Here is a 15,319-nt window from a genome sequence, read left to right on the forward strand (position 1 = left end):
CCCCCCCGGGGGGGGGGGGGGCGGGGGCCCCCCGCCCCCCCCCCCCAACGCCGCATCCCCACCACGACCTCGTCGCCCGCAGGATGCGCACTGACCCGGGTGTTTCACAGTGGTGATCTACAGAGCGGGCTGGATAGACGAGCACACCGAGCTGCGCTATCGAAAGTAGATCCGCCCGTGCACTCACGCCACTTCGGCGATCACCGCGCGGACCATTCGGCGGCCGTGCTCGGCCATTCGCGGGAAGGTATGCCGGTAGTAGTCGATGCCGGTCAGCGACGGTGCGAGGGCCCAACCGCAGGCGCGGCGCCAGGTCGCGTCGTCGTACTCGATTACCTCCCGATAGGCTTTCCGGGCCGCACCGGTGAAGGTCCATAGCGCCGGAGCCACATCCGGCGCCGGATCGCCGACACCGAGTCCACCGAAGTCGATGACCGCGGCCAGTCGGCCACAGTCGGTGATCAGGTTGCCCGGCTGTAGATCACCATGGATCCATACGGGGTCCCGGTCCCAGTCAGGAGCAGCCAGGCAGGCGTCCCAGGCCGCCTCCGCCGCGGTCACATCGAAGCCGTCGTCATGCTCGGCGAGCCGGGGCAGCACCCGGCGGACGCTTTCGTCGACGTGGAGCAGGGTGGATCCGCGGGAGCCCGGTGGCTTGACCGGACCTCCGGCCGGATCCACCCGATGCAGGGCGCGAACGAAGGTTGCCACGTCGCGGGCCAGAAGTATGTCGTCGCAGCCAAGCCTGGGCGGCGTCTTTCCCACGACCCACGGCACCACGGTCCACCGCCACGGGTACCCCGCGCCCGGCTCGCCCGCATGAAGCGGAACCGGAATCCGCACAGGCAGGTGGGATGCCAGCAAGGGCAGCCACCGCGCATCAGAATCGGCCTGGTCGACCGCCCCGACAATCTTGGGCATCCGGGCAACGAGTTCGTTGCCGATCCGAAAGAGTACGTGGTCGGTGCCCTCCAACTCGTCGGGTAGAGGTGTCACGGGAAGGTCGGCCCACTGCGGGCACTGGGCCGCTACCAGGCGGCGCACCTGCCCGACGGTGGCTCGGATCTCGTCATCATGGATGGGCACGGCAGGCAGGTTAAAGCGGTCAGGCGGTGTGGTGCCAACCGATTAGGTGTCCAGCATGAGAGTGTGCACGGCAACCCGAAGGCGCGCTCGAGGTGTTCCCAGGGGTGCGCGAACGTCGTAGGCGGGCCCTAAACTTGCGGTTCGTGACGACACCCCTCACTCCGGTCGAGGTGGCCTTCGCGCTGTTGCGGGAGGGCCGCATGGGCGACGCCGAGAATCTCATGACGCGCGAGCTGCAGGCCGCCACGGACAAACACGGTCACGGCAGCCCGGAATGGGCCTCGGCCCAGTGCGACCTCGGCAACGTGCTGCTCAACGCCGATCAACGCGACCGCGCGATCGACTGCTACCGCCGCGCCGTCTCCACGACGCCGCGCGACCACGAGTCCCGCAAGGACCAGTTGACCTACCGCCTCAATCTGGGTCTGGCGCTGCGCATGGCCGGACGACTCGACGAGGCCGAGACGGAGTTGCGCCAGGGCGTTCAGGAGCGGCTCGCCTTCTACGGTCGCGAGCACGCCGGGTACGCGTTCGGCCTCGAACCGCTGGCGGACCTGCTGCGGCAGCGTGGCGACATGGCAGAGGCCCGGCAGGTCGTCGAGGAGGCGGTGGCCAACCTGTGGCGCAACGGGCACGAGCGGGTGGCCTCCGCGTTGGCGCTGCGAGCAGCGATTGTGCACGCCGGTGGCACCCACGAGTCGCTGTTCGTGGGCCTGCACCAACTGCCGGACGAGGTCGTCGAGCAGATCGGGCAGGTCGTCACCCAGATGCTGGAGCACGACGACAAGGCGTCCAAACCCTTGCTCACCTCCCTGGTCGCCGCGTTGGAGGAGCGGCTCGGCATCGACCACCAGGCGACGCTCAACGCCTTGTCCGCGCTGGCGAACCTCGGCCGTGACCTCGGTGACCAGGCGGGGCGGGTTGATGCGATCGAGCGCGTGCTCGCTTCGTACGACCGCCAGGGCCGGCAGGAGGAGGCGCTGATGGCAGCGCTCGGATTGGCGATGGCCCAGGACGAAGCCGGCGATGCCGAGGCGGCGCTGCGCACGTACGCGTCTGCGCACGCGAGGGCGGAGCGCATCGGTCATCCGGAGCTGCGGAGTCAGGTGCTGCGCAACTGGGGTCTCGCGTTGAAGGAGGCCGGCCAGGTGGGCCCGGCGGAGCAACGGCTGGCCGAGGCAGTGGGCCAAGCGCGCCGCGGTGCCGACCATGACACGGTCGGGCGGGCCTGCATCGCCCTCGGTCTGTTCCTCCAGCACGAGGGCCGGCTGCCGGAGGCCCGCACGGTCCTGGAGGAGGGCCTGACCGTCATGGATCCCGTACACCCGGACGCGATCATCGGCCGCAGCCACCTCGGTGCGGTCCTGGATGGCCGCACCTGCGGGTGCGGCGACATGGCGGGCACGATCGCCGACGCGTTCCGCGAGTTCGTGATTACCAGGCTTCCCGCAGACCTGCTCGACCGCCTCGACGTGGCGATCGTGGACGGCGAGTTCAAGATCGATGTTGGGCTTCGGCGAGAGCCGACCGAGTCCGAACTCGAGCGGCTCAACGACGTCTTCCAGACCGCTCACGCGGAATTCCGCCGCCGGATCAGCGAGCCCCGCTACGCCGGCTGACCCCCCGACTGCCACTGTGCGGTGCCATGATCATGGTGCTCGGCCGGGCGGGGGCGGCAGCGGGCGCGGTCGCGCTCGGTGGCGTCGACGTGGCGCTGGTGCTCGCCGCTTACGCCGGCACGATCCCCTTCGCCCTGGTCAACAACGTCGCGCTGGTGATGCTGGCGGTGGGGGCCTGCAACATCTGGGTGCAGAGCGGGCTGCGGGCCGGGCACGTGGCGGTGTTCGTGGCGGTCCTGACCGGGTACGACATCGTGGCCACCGCGTTCCTGCCGATGATGGGTGACTTCTTCCTCAAGGTGCACGCTGCCGTTCACCCCGGTGCTGTCCTGGGGGACGTGGCCGGTGCTGGCCGCGACCGGGCTCGGCGACCTGCTCGTGGCGGTGCTGTGGCCGCTGGTGGTGGCGAAGGCGTACACCTTGCGGGCCGCTGCGGCGGCCGCGGCGATGGTCGGCAGCTTCGTGGTGATCTTCACGCTGATCCTGGCGCACGTGCTGCACGGCGCGACACCCGCAATCGCGCTCATCGGCCCCGTGGTGCTGCTGCACCATCGCTGGCTGGTCCGCCGCCACCCCCGCGAGCAACCGATGGCGGTCCACCTCGCCCGCCGGGCAGCCGCCTCGGCCCAGTGATCAGCGATGGGCGCCAATCAAGGATCACAGTGGTGGATCGGGGCTAAGTGCGCCGGCGGTGGACCGTTCGGTACTGCGTCGGCGAGATGCCGAACCATGCGTTGAACGCCTGGCGCAGGGTTTCGCCGGAGCGAAAACCGGTCGCCTTGGCGATCGACGAGACGGCCTGGTCGGTGGTGACCAGGGCGGTGGCCGCTGCCTCCAGCCTCACTTGACGGACGAGCCGGGCCGGAGTCTGCCCGGCGTGGGCGACGAGCAGCCGGGTGAGGTGCCGTTCGCTCACACCGGCCACCGCGGCGAGCCGGGCGGTGGAGAGTTCTGTGTCGGGATTGGCCGTGACGTGGTCGAGGACGCGCCGCACCACGGCGTGCTCGGGGCGCCGGGCACGTATGAACATGCTCATTTGCGCCTGGTTGCCCGGTCGCTGCAGGTAGGTGACCATGCCCATGGCCACCCATCGGGCCAGCTCGGCGCCGTGGTCGGCCTCCACGAACGCCAGGGTGAGGTCGAGCGCCGCGGTGACGCCGCCGGACGTCCACACGTGATCGTCCCGCACGAAGATCGGCGCAGGGTCGAATCGGACCGCCGGATATGCGGCGGCCAACTCGGCCGTATGGTGCCAGTGGGTGGTTGCCCGCCGGCCGTCCAGCAGCCCGGCGGCGGCGAGCACGCTCGCACCAGTGCACACCGACGCCACGCGGCTCGAGCTCCAGGCCAGCCTTTGGACCTGAGCAAGCAGGCGGCGGTCCGCGGCGGCCGCGGCGTGCCCGAGACCGCCGGAGACGACGAGGGTGTGGGTGCGGCTCACGTCCTGCAGCGCCACCTGGCTGGACAGCTCCAGCCCGGAATCACAGCGCACCGGGCCCCCGGACAGCGTGGCGAACCGCACGGCGTACGCGGGCGTCGCGCCGAGCCGGTTGGCCATATCGAGACAGCTGGTGACGCTCGCAACGTCCACCAGCTCGATGCCGTCATAGCCGACGACGACCACACGCCGCTCATGCACACTGCCATCGTAGGAGCGCATGAAGCGGTCCGGCAGGACACGTATTCCAGAATCTCGGACATGATGACCGCCGCGTCTGTTCCCCACAGGTGCGCGGCGAATACGGTTCGGCAGTGAGCAACCCGACAATCCCAAGGGCAACCTGGTCGAAGAGGTCACCAGGCAACGGTGGATGGCGCACCGCCACATCACCGAGCACGCCGAGACCGGAATGATGTTCGGCTTCGAGGTACGGGAGTGTGCCTAGATGCAGATCGCGATCCTGCTGTACCCCGGCACCACCGCCCTCGACGCGGTCGGTCCATACGAGGTGCTCAGCCGCATACCGGACGCCGATGTCCGCTTCGTGGGCAAGGAAACCGGCCCGCTGCTTACCGATGGGGGTGCCCTGCTGCTCGGCGTGACGCACACCCTCGCCGAGATGCCCGCACCGGATCTCGTGCTGGTGCCGGGCGGAATGGCGACGCCAACCACGATGGTCGACAAGGAGGTCCTCGCCTGGCTGCGGTCGGTGCACGAGACCACGACGTGGACAGCCTCCGTGTGCAGCGGCGCGGTGCTCCTGGCCGCCGCGGGAATCCTCAAAGGCCAGCCTGCGACCACGCACTGGGTCGCGATGGGACCGTTGCGGTTGATGGGCGCGACGCCCCGGCCGGACGAGCGGATCGTGCAAACCGGCAAGATCGTCACGGCGGCGGGGGTGTCCGCCGGCATCGACCTGGGACTCTGGCTGGCCGGCGAGATCGCCGGACGAGAGCTGGCCGAGGCGATCCAACTGACCATCGAATACGACCCGCAGCCGCCGTTCGACGCCGGCCACATGAGTAAGGCGTCCGAACCGGTCCGGAAGCGCGCCAAGCAGCTCCTCGACGATCGGACGGACTTCAAACAGACGCTGGTCAAGCCGAGGATCGCCTGGAACCGAATGATCGACTTTGTGCGTACCGGCAAGTAGCCCCCTTGGGTATGGCCAAAGCGGAAGGAAAAGTCATGACTGATCTGATCACTACCGATATCTTCGAGCTCGGGCAACGCTGGGCCGAAGCCGAGCAGCGCGCCGACATCGAGGCGCTCGATGCGCTCGCCGTCGCCGACTTCGCGCTGGTCGGGCCACTGAGCTTCGTCCTGGACAAGCAGCAGTGGCTGGACCGTTACCGCACCGGCAACCTGATCACCGCGTCGCTGACCTGGGACGATGTCGCGGTGCGTTCGTACGGCGATACGGCCGTCGCCATCGGAATTCACACTCAGCAGGCCAGCTACCGTGGGCAGCCGTCGAACGGGCAGTTCCGTGCGACGCACATCGCCGTCCGCTCCGGCGGTCGGTGGCAGCTCGCCGGCATTCAGCTCAGCCCGATCGCTGCCTTCCGACCCCCGGCAGCGGGCTGACGCGATGGCCGTACAGCTCAACCACACCATTGTCCATGCGCACGACGCCGCCGCGTCGGCGAGGTTTCTGGCCGAGATCCTGGGCCGGCCAGAGCCGACCCCGTTCAGCCACTTCATGGTCGTCCAGCTCGACAACGACGTCTCACTGGACTTCCTGGCCGTCCCCGACGTGCGGCCGCAGCACTACGCGTTCCTCGTCGACGATTCCGACTTCGACGCGATCTTCGGCCGTATCCGCGAGCGCGGCCTGCCGTACTGGGCTGATCCTTTCCACCAGCAGTCCGGCCAGATCAACACCAACGACGGCGGTCGCGGCGTGTACTGGGAAGACCCGAACGGCCACAACCTGGAGATCATCACCCGCCCCTACGGCGACGGGAGTTGACGCTGCGCGTGGACACATTAGGAGCGCAGGCGTGCGGCTGAGCATGAGCATCACCAACTTCTCGTGGCGTGACGAGCGTCAGGGCCTCGGAGAGCACCTTGCCGGGATCGCGGAGGCTGCCGACCACGGCGGCCTCTACGGCCTCTGGGTCTCCGACCACCTGCTGCAGGCCGATCCCTCCGCCGGGCCGGGCGAGACCGAGATGCTGGAGGCCTACACCACGCTCGGCTACCTCGCCGCACGAACCTCGCGCCTCCGGCTCGGCACGCTGGTGACCGCGGTGACCTACCGCCCGCCCACCTTGTTGGTCAAGGCCGTGACCACCGTCGACGTGCTCTCCGGCGGCCGCGCCTGGTTGGGCATCGGCGCCGGCTACCAGAACGAGGAGGCCGCAGCGATGGGACTGCCGCTGCCGCCCGTACCGGAGCGGTTCGACCGACTCGAGGAGACGCTGCAGATCGCACTGCGGATGTGGACGGGGGACGCGTCGCCCTACCGAGGCCGGCACCACACGCTGGATGGGCCGGTGGGCAGCCCGGCGCCGGTCTCCCGCCCGCACCCGCCGATCCTGATCGGCGGCACCGGGGAGAAGCGAACGTTGCCGCTGGTCGCGCGCTATGCGGACGCGTGCAACGTGTTCGACATCCCCGATGGCGGCAAGACCGTGCGGCACAAGCTCGCCGTGCTGCGCGCGCTGTGCGACGACCTCGGACGGCCGTACGACCAGATCGAGAAAGTGATCGCGACACGGTTGCAACCCGGCGAGTCGACGGCCTCCTTCGTGACCCGCTGCGCGACGTTCGCCGAGCTGGGCATCGACCACGTCAGCGTCATCACGACCGGGCCATGGACCGCCGAGAGCGTCGCCACGCTCGTCGAGGCCGCAGACCAGATCGTCGCTCTCGGCGCCGCTGCTTCTACCCGGCCGTCCTGACCCTGGGGCCACTCCGGCGAAGTGCCGCGTGTACGCATGCGCGCGTCGTCGCACCCGTAGAGGAGATAGCAATGAGCAAAGTGATCTGCGATCTGTCGATCTCGGCCGATGGTTACTCGGCCGGGCACAACCAGACCGAGGAGCGCCCGTTCGGTGACGACGGCGGGGACGGCTGGGGCAACAAGCTGCACGCCTGGATGTTCGAGACCCCCGAGGAAAACCGGGCCGAGGTCGACCACATGACGGCGGCCAGCGCATTCGTCATCGGGCGCAACATGTTTGGCCCCGTGCGTGGCGAGTGGAATCGGGAGTGGAAGGGCTGGTGGGGCGACAACCCGCCGTTCCATGCTCCGATCTTCGTGCTCACCCACTATCCGCGCGACCCGCAGCCGATGGACGGCGGCACCACGTTCCACTTCGTCACCGACGGAATCGAATCCGCGTTGAAACAGGCACGCGAGGCGGCCGGGGACGGCGACGTGTCGATCCTGGGCGGCGCGACCACGATCAACCAGTACCTCGCCGCCGGCCTGATCGACGAGCTCCGGTTGCACATTGTGCCGTTAACGCTCGGCGGCGGCACGCGGCTCTTCGACGGCGTCCCGCCGCTGAATCTTGAGCAGGTGCGGTCGCGGGCAGCCAACTCGGTCACGCACGTGACGTACCGCTTGCCACGAGACCCACGGAGGGCACCATGACGACCACGACGGACGACCCGACCAGCGGGCTGCCCGGCCGCCCGCCCGTGGTCGACCTGGCCACCTGGCAGACCGCCCGCGACGAGCTTCTGGTCCGCGAGAAGGCCCACACCCGCGAGGGCGACGCCATTGCCGCGGCCCGCCGTCGGCTGCCGATGGTGGAGCTCGACGGGACGGTCGAGGTCGTCGGACCCGACGGCCCGGTGCCGTTCCTGGACCTGTTCCAGGGCCGCGACGAGCTCGTGGTCTACAAGCACATGTGGCACGACGGCGCGCCGCACCAAGGGCAGTGCGAGGGCTGCACCACCCAGCCCTGGTACTCAGTGCGCGACGTGGAGGCGCTCGTCGGCGGAGCAATGGGTTACCTCACCTGCTTCCTGCGCGACGGCGATCGCGTGTTCCTGACCTACTCCACGACGGGCCGCGGCAACGAGCCAGTCAACGGGTCCCTCGGCCTGCTCGACATGACGCCCTACGGCCGCCGCGAGGCGTGGGAGAACAACCCCGAGGGCTGGCCCGAGGCCCCTCAGGCCGACTCGCCGGTCGGTGGGCATGGCTCGCCGATCTGCTGGTACTGGCGCTCGGACGCGGACGGGAACGCCACCTGGGGCCCGACCAGCCGCCCCGTGCCGCAGTGGACCCGCCCCGGGGCGACCCCCGTGGAGACCCTCGGCCGGCACGGCCACCACCACTGACGGTTGGAGACAACGATGCGACCCGTTCTCCGGTTTGGCGTCCATCTCCTCGAGATGGTCGCGGCGATGCTGGCCGGCATGTTCGCGCTGCGACCGCTGTGGGCATTGGCGCTGCCCGGCGCGATCGAGCGGACCGACGTGCGCACGCTCGCGATGGCCACCGGCATGGCCATCGGCATGGCGGCCTGGATGCGCGTACGCGGCCACGGCTGGGCCGGCATCGGCGAGATGGCCGCCGCGATGTACGCGCCGTTCATCGCGCTGCTCGTGCCGTACTGGTTCGGCGCCGTCTCCGCCGGTGTCGTCATGGCCGGCGGCCACGTGCTGATGGTGATCGCGATGGTCGCGGTCATGCTGCGGCGGCGGTCGGAGTACACACACGGCGGGCACCGACTGCCGCGTGCCGTGGTACGGGTCGGCGCGGTGGTGCTGGCGGTGGCGATACTGCCGGTGTCGGTCGGTGCGGCGGTCGCCGCGGTGAACGAACGAAGCGTGTACGCGCCGGCGCCCTCACCGGGCGCTCCGGCACCGGCACAACGTCCCTTTGACCCGGCGCTGCCGACCGCCGTCGTGGTGCTCGGTGCCGAGGGGGCGCACGCCGGGGACGCGCTCGGACCGTTCGAGGTGCTGGCCGTCACGGGACGCTTCAACGTCCTCACCGCCGCCCCGACCCCGGCGCCGGTCACCCTGACCGGCGGTCTGGACCTGGTGCCTGATGTCACGTTCGAGTCCCTGGCAACCCGGCTCCACGGCCGCGCCGCGGACGTGGTCGTGGTACCCGCCATGCCGCGCCCCGACGAGCCGGCCGTGCTCGACTTCCTCCGAAGGCAGGCCGGCGACGGCGCGCTGATACTCAGCGTGTGCGTGGGCGGCAAGGTCGCCGCAGCGGCCGGGGTGCTAGACGGGCACACCGCGACGTCGCACTGGTACTACCTGGACGGCCTGGAAAAGGACTTCCCTGAGGTGCGGTGGCAACGCGGCGTCCGCTACGTCGACGACGGCCAGGTGATCAGCACCGCCGGCGTGCTCTCCGGCATCGACGGCACACTGCGGGTGATCGAACGCCTGGCCGACACGCAGGTGGCCGCCGCCGCGGCAGAGTCCGTGGGCTGGCGCCACTACTCCCCCGCAACGCCACTGCTGATTCCCGTGCAACGCTTTGGCCCCGGCGACGCGATCGCCGCACTTAACCAGTCCTACCGCTGGGACGCGCCAACGGCCGGGGTCCTGCTCACGGACGGCGTCGGTGAACTCGAACTCGCCTCGCCGTTCACCACCTACACCGAGGCCGTCTACGCTTCCCGAACGCTCGCGGTGTCGCCGGGAGCCACGGCCATCCGCTCCCGCCACGGGCTGACGTTCGTGCCCCGCGCGACGCTAGCGGACGCACCACAGCTGGACCGACTGCTGGTCCCCGGCGCGGCGGCCGCCGCCCGGCACGACGCGCCCACGGCCCAAGGCCTCCGGCCGACGTATCTGCACGCGGAGCCCGGTTTCGCCTTCGACGGGCCACTGCGCGACATCGCGGCCAACGTCGATGTCCCCTCGGCCGTGTGGCGGGCCAAACTGCTGGAGTATCCCGCCGGAGACATCGCGCTCACTGGCCGTGGCTGGCCCTGGGAGCGCACCCTCCGCCCGGTCGTCCTGGCGCTGGCCGGCCTGGCCCTGCTCGCCGGTGGGCTGGCCGTCCAGCGGCGCCGGACACGCCGACCGGTCCAGCTGGACGACCACCGCGCTCCAGCGGCCGCGTCATGAACACCACTGGCACCTACGGCCGTACGGTGACCGGACCCGAACGCACCCAAAGGCGACACCCAACGACGCCCGCGATCCGCCTGGCCCGCCGCTGGAGGCAGGCACTGCTGGTCGTGCACATCCTGTCCAGCGCTGCCTGGATCGGTATCGACGTCATCGTGGCAGTCCTGATCAGCACGGGGTGGTTCGCGGACGACATCGACCTGCGCAGCCTGGCGTACCGCGCGCTGGCGAACTTCGTCGTGTGGCCGATGCTGGCATCGGGCCTGCTCTGCCTCGTCACCGGCCTCGTTCTGGGACTGGGCACCAAGTGGGGGCTACTGCGCTACTGGTGGGTCACCGTCAAGCTCGTCCTCAACGTGGCCCTGTGCACCCTGATCGTCACCGTGCTGCAGCCCGGTATGCCGGACGTCGAGACGTACGGCGAGGAGCTGCTCACCGGCACGGCAGCGGACGACGGGATCTGGCGGCTGTTCTTCCCACCTGCAGTCTCGCTGACCTGCCTGGCCCTGGCCACAGTGCTGGCCATCTTCAAGCCATGGGGCCAGACCCGCGGACCGAAGGTCCCCACGAAGCCTCGCACTCGCCCATGACCTGACCAGGAGGACCACCTTGAATCAGCAACACAAATCCGCTACCCCGAACGCGACCGACCCGACCCAGCAATCTTCGCACCATCCCGATGCGGGCCGTCTGAGCAGTACGTTTCCGCTCACCGACATGCCGGCCTGGCTTGCGCTGCTGTTGGTCGCGCTCGGAGTCCCGCGAACAGTATTGGCCGATCTCGACATCGTCGCCCCGGAAAGCGGCTTGCTCTACTACATCCTCGCCCTGACCCCGTTCGCTGTGTGGCTCGGTGTAGCCCTGGCCCGTCGAAGTCGCAGGCCATTCATGGACTTCGTGATCGTCGGCGCTCTGTACGGACTGTCTCTGGTCGTGATCCACCAGGTGCTGTGGGGCGTCGGCCCATCCCTGGGTCACAACCCTCCCGCAAACGCGGTCGAGTTCGCCGACCATTTCGCCGGGGGCTGGCGCGACCTGGCACTGCGGGCTTACACGAGCGGCATAGCCATGGTGATCGGCATCGGCTCCGGGTTGATCGCCGGTCTGGTCGCGCTCGGGGCCAACGCATGGCGCTCCAAGCGCGGCCTTGACGCAGGGCCCTCACATCGATGCCTTTAGGGGCATAGTCGTGGAAGCAGAAGGTTGATCGGTCCGTTCCGAGTGTCCAATTGGTGAACGTGGCCCGCAGCTCGCACTCCTGGGCCTCCAAGGACTCCTGCCCACTGAAGCCGCAGACGCGCACCTACAGACCCTCCAATCGAAAGCGCCCCAAAAAGAAGGGCCACGGAGGCCGGCCTTGTGATCCCCCCGGCCGCGGTCCCTTCGATGCTCGTGCTGTACGGCGCGCTCTTCGCGCTCGTCACCGCGCCCGAGGAAGCGGCCACACCGCAAGCGGTGCGGCCGCTGGCGGTCGCGATCGTCCAGGGTGGAGTCGCGGCGGCGGGGTCTCTCGCGTGGCTCCCCGGTCTCAGTCGGGGCGGACGCCAGGGCTGCCGAGACCCGGGCCGTGGCCTCCCGCATCGTCGGCGCCGAGGCGCGGCGGCGGCTGTCGGTACGTTGCGGGCGTCGCGCTGAGTGAGATCGGGTTTGCGACTTGACGGCAGGCGCCTCCGCGTGCCGGATCGTCGATCTCGACTACCGACCTCAGGCCCAGTCGTGACGCCAGGTCGAACGCCTGCCGGATGTCGTTGATCGGGCCCACTGGCACCCCGACGGATAGCAGTTCCGCGAACCAGTCGTCGGCTGAGCGGGTCAACAGGGCCGTACGCAAGGTGGCGAACAGGTCATCGCGGTGCGCCACCCGAGACGGGTTCGTCGCGAAGCGCGGATCGTCGGCGAGCCCCGGCAGCCCGAGCACCCCGACCAGCGCCTGGAACTGCCGGTCATTGCCGACCGCGATCACCAGCGGACGGTCCGCGGTGGGAAACACCTCGTAGGGCGCAATGGACGGATGTCGATTGCCTAGTGCGGCGGGTACGGTGCCGGCGGCGAGGTAAGCCGCCGCCTGATTGGTCATCGCCGACAGCAGCGAAGAGAGGAGGTTTACCTCGACCTGTTGGCCGTGACCGGTGCGATCACGATGGCGCAGTGCGGCGAGGATGCCCACCGCCGCGTGCAGCCCCGTGATCACGTCCACCAGCGCCACCCCCACCTTTGTGGGCTGGGAGGAATCCGGCCCGGTGATGCTCATCAGCCCGCCGACGGCCTGCACGAGCAGGTCGTAGCCCGGCAGGGAGGCGCCTTCGCGGGGTCCGAAACCGGTGATCGAACAGTACACCAGGCCGGGGTTGTGGACCTTCAGCTGCTGGTATCCCAGACCAAGCCGGTCCATCGTGCCGGGCCGGAAGTTCTCCACCACGACATCGGCACGGCCGGCGAGCTTCCGTGCCGCGTCCAGCCCTTCGCGCGTGCCCAGGTCCAGCGTCGCGGATCGCTTGTTCCGGTTGAGGCCCAGGAAGTACGTGGATTCACCTGCTACCCAGGGTGGACCCCACGAACGGGTGTCGTCCCCGGTGCCGGGTCGTTCGATCTTGACTACGTCGGCGCCGAGGTCGGCTAGCAGCATCGTCGCGTAGGGGCCGGCGAGGACCCGCCCGAAGTCGGCGATGAGGATGCCGCCGAGTGCGGACTCCGTCTGGAGCCGGGGGGCCATCGGATCACTACTCATCGAAATGCCTGTATCCCGGTGATTGCTTGGCCGATGACCAGTGTGTGAACCTCCGAGGTTCCCTCGTAGGTCAGCACGGACTCGAGGTTCATGGCGTGGCGGGGGGCTGGGTACTCCAGCGTGATGCCGCTCGCGCCGAGAATTGTACGGCATTCCCGCGCCGCCGCCAGCGCCGCGCGTACGTTGTTCAGCTTGCCCGCGCTCATTGCCGCATCTGCTGGCAATCCGTTCGTCACGGCCGCCCTCATGTCCGTCAAGCGGTTCCTGCCCGAGGGCGCCGACAACGGCGCGCTGGTCGCGGCGCCACAGTACAGCGCGGTGATGCTGCACCGCGTGGTTGGCCACGTGCAGGACAGCGCGGTGGCGCTGCACCGCTTGGCCAACTCCATGTTCGCGGCAGCCACTGATCCCTGCACCGATCAGATCTTCTGGTGGCACGGCGGCGAGTTCCACCCCGTGCACATCGTGGCGGGGGAATCCGCAGGGGCCGTGCAGGTTCGGGTGCCCGAGGCATTGACCCCGGTGGTGGAGCGGCTGAACTCCGGTCACTGAGCGGGCCGCCCCAGGTCACAGCCCTACCGGCTGCGGAACCAGCCAACCGTGGCCAAGTCGGATGACACGATCCATTCGCCGGACGAGTTCTCCTCGGTCGATGGCGGGTTGGCCAGAGCTTGCGGGCCAACCCCACCGCCGCCGTTCAGAACCGCAAAACGCCGGCTAGCCGCCGATCGCTGCGGCGAATATGTGCATCGAGGTTACCTGTACGGCAACTATTCCCGAATTGACGTCTGGCAGAGTGACATAGGAAACGGTCTTGCCTGCCTTCAGGTCAACATACGCGGAGTAGATGCTCGCTGTGTGTTTGTTAATCCCACTCGAGTTGTGCCGGTATGGGGCGATGGCCACCACCTTGTTGTCGTCCGCCGGCGTCGTCTCGTAGAAGTCGGACATGGTCAGGGTGAACTCCTGAGTCGTGCCGTCCGTATAGTGGATCGTCGCCGTCCCCGACGCATTGCCGTAAGCAGAGGCGCCTACGAATCCGAGCTTGGAACCCGTACCTGACACGGTGATAGGCTGCCCTGCCGCGACCACATTATCCGGCTGACCGGCTGGCCCCTCAGGCCAAGTGAAGGTAATGCCGTCCCGAACAAAGAACGCCCCTGGGGTCAGGCCGACCTCCGCCAAGGCGTCTGACGAGAACGTCACGCCATTCCCGGAGAAGTCCCCGGCCTTCGGGTTGGATACGCTGGTGATGCCCACGTTGTTGAACGCAGCGGCGAGAGCAGGATACGGGAGAATGGCGACCAGCCGCGTGTCGACCATGTTATAGGACTCACCGTTGATACTCGCCTTGCTCGACACTCGAATATCCTCTGAACCGCTTTTCGCGGACTCGTTCGCCGAGACGGTCACGGCGATCGACGAGGATGCGCCCGGGGCGACCGTGACCGTGCCCGAATCGGGAGTCAGCTGAACGCCGGGTGGCGGCGCAGCCTGCCAGGTGACGGTGATCGGCGATGCGATGTTGTTGCTGATCGCGAGCGTGGCGGGAGCATCCTCGGACGGCTTGAGTAGCACCTGTGCCGGTTGGAACGCCAGATCGGCTATCCGACCCACCCTGAGCTGCACTGGTGCGGATCGAACGCTTCCCAACCCCCCTGCGGTCTCATAACCGACCTGGAGCCCAAGTCGTAGCTCCGTGTTCTGGGCGGCGTAGGGAACGGTCACCCGCCAGCTCAGCTGCTCAGACTGGTGGGCTCCTACGTGCGGCGGCTGCGTGCCCGCCGGCTTGATCTCCCAGCCCTCGGGCGCTTGCAGCTGGTATCGGACCTCGTCGGCGGCCCAGTCGCTGTCGTTGCTGAAAGTCCCAGTAACGGTCACCTGGCTTCCCGGAGTGAGCGTGGACGACGGCGCATTGAGGGTAGCGATGCGGCTACCCGCCGACTTGATGACGCTGAATTGGCCGTGCAACGGTAGGCCAGCCATGCCGGACGAGCTCCCGACGTACACCTGGAACGCGCCGTTGGGCACTACCCAGCCCCCAGCCTCGCTCTTCCAGTAGGCGAGGTCGCGAGCGTTCAGAGTGAAGTGAACCTCGGTCGACTGTCCCGGCTGCAGGGACACCTTTTCGAAGCCCTTCAGCTGCCGAGGAGGCTCGCCAGCGGACGAAGGGTGCCCCAGATAGAGTTGCACCACCTCGGATCCCGCCCTGCTCCCGGTGTTGGTCACCTTGGCTGTCACGTCTACCCGAAGGTCCGTCTGCCCCGCCGCTCCGGGACCGTAGGAGGTGTTGACCATCGCCTTGGGGGTGGCTACGAGGTTGCTGAACGCGAACGTCGTGTAAGACAGTCCGTGTCCGAACGGGAAGAGCGGCTCCACTTCCTGGGT

General features: G+C 68.7%; 18 protein-coding genes and 1 pseudogene. 13 read left to right on the forward strand and 6 right to left on the reverse strand.

The features are described from left to right. Positions 1-183: 183 nt before the first annotated feature. Positions 184-1,044, reverse strand: a complete 861-nt coding sequence (locus ACNAW0_RS28155) for an aminoglycoside phosphotransferase family protein (RefSeq protein ID WP_416291052.1) — start codon at positions 1,042-1,044, stop codon at positions 184-186. A gap of 185 nt (positions 1,045-1,229) precedes the next feature. Here ACNAW0_RS28155 and ACNAW0_RS28160 point away from each other — a divergent pair, with 185 nt between their 5' ends. After that, positions 1,230-2,705 carry a tetratricopeptide repeat protein gene (locus ACNAW0_RS28160; protein WP_416291053.1) on the forward strand — a complete coding sequence of 492 codons (1,476 nt, stop codon included), beginning with the start codon at positions 1,230-1,232 and terminating at the stop codon, positions 2,703-2,705. Positions 2,706-2,814: 109 nt separating this feature from the next. Here the strand turns inward: ACNAW0_RS28160 and ACNAW0_RS28165 are convergent, their stop codons facing one another. Then, on the reverse strand, positions 2,815-2,958 hold the full coding sequence (locus ACNAW0_RS28165) for a hypothetical protein (RefSeq protein WP_416291054.1): 144 nt from the start codon (positions 2,956-2,958) through the stop codon (positions 2,815-2,817). A gap of 29 nt (positions 2,959-2,987) precedes the next feature. Between ACNAW0_RS28165 and ACNAW0_RS28170 the strand changes: the two genes are divergently transcribed. Further along, positions 2,988-3,338, forward strand: a complete 351-nt coding sequence (locus tag ACNAW0_RS28170) for a hypothetical protein (protein WP_416291055.1) — start codon at positions 2,988-2,990, stop codon at positions 3,336-3,338. Positions 3,339-3,381: 43 nt separating this feature from the next. On the opposite strand, the gene ACNAW0_RS28175 is transcribed toward ACNAW0_RS28170, so the two are convergent. Next, a complete protein-coding gene (locus ACNAW0_RS28175; protein ID WP_416291056.1) occupies positions 3,382-4,344 on the reverse strand; it encodes a GlxA family transcriptional regulator in 963 nt (320 codons plus the stop codon). A gap of 172 nt (positions 4,345-4,516) precedes the next feature. On the opposite strand from ACNAW0_RS28175, the gene ACNAW0_RS28180 reads away from it, so the two are divergent. From ACNAW0_RS28180 to ACNAW0_RS28225, 10 genes are all read left to right on the forward strand, one after another. Beyond that, a complete protein-coding gene (locus ACNAW0_RS28180; protein ID WP_416291070.1) occupies positions 4,517-4,591 on the forward strand; it encodes a hypothetical protein in 75 nt (24 codons plus the stop codon). Continuing rightward, on the forward strand, positions 4,592-5,299 hold the full coding sequence (locus ACNAW0_RS28185) for a DJ-1/PfpI family protein (protein ID WP_416291057.1): 708 nt from the start codon (positions 4,592-4,594) through the stop codon (positions 5,297-5,299). 11 nt (positions 5,300-5,310) lie between these two features. Next, entirely contained in the window at positions 5,311-5,733 is a 423-nt protein-coding gene (locus ACNAW0_RS28190) for a nuclear transport factor 2 family protein (protein WP_416291058.1), read from the forward strand. Between the two features lie 4 nt (positions 5,734-5,737). Further along, positions 5,738-6,118 carry a VOC family protein gene (locus ACNAW0_RS28195; protein ID WP_416291059.1) on the forward strand — a complete coding sequence of 127 codons (381 nt, stop codon included), beginning with the start codon at positions 5,738-5,740 and terminating at the stop codon, positions 6,116-6,118. A 31-nt stretch (positions 6,119-6,149) separates the two neighbouring features. Continuing rightward, positions 6,150-7,052 carry an LLM class F420-dependent oxidoreductase gene (locus ACNAW0_RS28200; protein ID WP_416291060.1) on the forward strand — a complete coding sequence of 301 codons (903 nt, stop codon included), beginning with the start codon at positions 6,150-6,152 and terminating at the stop codon, positions 7,050-7,052. A 71-nt stretch (positions 7,053-7,123) separates the two neighbouring features. Continuing rightward, positions 7,124-7,750, forward strand: coding sequence for a dihydrofolate reductase family protein (locus ACNAW0_RS28205; protein WP_416291061.1), 627 nt, complete (start codon positions 7,124-7,126; stop codon positions 7,748-7,750). After that, positions 7,747-8,445 carry a DUF899 family protein gene (locus tag ACNAW0_RS28210; RefSeq protein WP_416291062.1) on the forward strand — a complete coding sequence of 233 codons (699 nt, stop codon included), beginning with the start codon at positions 7,747-7,749 and terminating at the stop codon, positions 8,443-8,445. The genes ACNAW0_RS28205 and ACNAW0_RS28210 overlap by 4 nt, the downstream gene beginning before the upstream one ends. 15 nt (positions 8,446-8,460) lie before the next feature. Further along, positions 8,461-10,200, forward strand: coding sequence for a DJ-1/PfpI family protein (locus tag ACNAW0_RS28215; protein WP_416291064.1), 1,740 nt, complete (start codon positions 8,461-8,463; stop codon positions 10,198-10,200). After that, positions 10,197-10,793 carry a hypothetical protein gene (locus ACNAW0_RS28220; protein ID WP_416291065.1) on the forward strand — a complete coding sequence of 199 codons (597 nt, stop codon included), beginning with the start codon at positions 10,197-10,199 and terminating at the stop codon, positions 10,791-10,793. Before ACNAW0_RS28215 ends, ACNAW0_RS28220 begins: the two co-directional genes overlap by 4 nt. A gap of 19 nt (positions 10,794-10,812) precedes the next feature. Beyond that, positions 10,813-11,382: a hypothetical protein gene (locus ACNAW0_RS28225; protein ID WP_416291066.1), complete on the forward strand. Its 570-nt coding sequence runs from the start codon at positions 10,813-10,815 to the stop codon at positions 11,380-11,382. Positions 11,383-11,731: 349 nt separating this feature from the next. Here ACNAW0_RS28225 and ACNAW0_RS28230 read toward each other — a convergent pair whose 3' ends face one another. Further along, on the reverse strand, positions 11,732-12,916 hold the full coding sequence (locus ACNAW0_RS28230; protein ID WP_416291067.1) for a CaiB/BaiF CoA transferase family protein: 1,185 nt from the start codon (positions 12,914-12,916) through the stop codon (positions 11,732-11,734). Positions 12,917-12,927: 11 nt separating this feature from the next. Beyond that, positions 12,928-13,137: pseudogene (locus ACNAW0_RS28235) on the reverse strand (acyl-CoA dehydrogenase family protein); the annotation flags it as partial. Here ACNAW0_RS28235 and ACNAW0_RS28240 point away from each other — a divergent pair. After that, complete coding sequence (locus ACNAW0_RS28240; protein ID WP_416291068.1) at positions 13,124-13,483, forward strand: hypothetical protein; 360 nt, start codon at positions 13,124-13,126, stop codon at positions 13,481-13,483. The pseudogene ACNAW0_RS28235 and the gene ACNAW0_RS28240 sit on opposite strands and share 14 nt — an antisense overlap. A gap of 165 nt (positions 13,484-13,648) precedes the next feature. On the opposite strand, the gene ACNAW0_RS28245 is transcribed toward ACNAW0_RS28240, so the two are convergent. Next, a partial coding sequence (locus ACNAW0_RS28245; RefSeq protein ID WP_416291069.1) for a fibronectin type III-like domain-contianing protein occupies positions 13,649-15,319 on the reverse strand: 1,671 nt, incomplete at its 5' end.

It is taken from the genome of Micromonospora sp. SL1-18, assembly GCF_047921505.1.
Classification (GTDB): Bacteria; Actinomycetota; Actinomycetes; order Mycobacteriales; family Micromonosporaceae; genus Micromonospora.

Coding starts and splice junctions, on each gene's coding strand:
- ACNAW0_RS28165 (WP_416291054.1), bottom strand. CDS start 2,958: ATGTCGTACCCGGTCAGGACCGCCACGAACACCGCCACGTGCCCGGCC.
- ACNAW0_RS28185 (WP_416291057.1), top strand. CDS start 4,592: ATGCAGATCGCGATCCTGCTGTACCCCGGCACCACCGCCCTCGACGCG.
- ACNAW0_RS28190 (WP_416291058.1), top strand. CDS start 5,311: ATGGCCAAAGCGGAAGGAAAAGTCATGACTGATCTGATCACTACCGAT.
- ACNAW0_RS28195 (WP_416291059.1), top strand. CDS start 5,738: ATGGCCGTACAGCTCAACCACACCATTGTCCATGCGCACGACGCCGCC.
- ACNAW0_RS28205 (WP_416291061.1), top strand. CDS start 7,124: ATGAGCAAAGTGATCTGCGATCTGTCGATCTCGGCCGATGGTTACTCG.
- ACNAW0_RS28210 (WP_416291062.1), top strand. CDS start 7,747: ATGACGACCACGACGGACGACCCGACCAGCGGGCTGCCCGGCCGCCCG.
- ACNAW0_RS28215 (WP_416291064.1), top strand. CDS start 8,461: ATGCGACCCGTTCTCCGGTTTGGCGTCCATCTCCTCGAGATGGTCGCG.
- ACNAW0_RS28220 (WP_416291065.1), top strand. CDS start 10,197: ATGAACACCACTGGCACCTACGGCCGTACGGTGACCGGACCCGAACGC.
- ACNAW0_RS28230 (WP_416291067.1), bottom strand. CDS start 12,916: ATGGCCCCCCGGCTCCAGACGGAGTCCGCACTCGGCGGCATCCTCATC.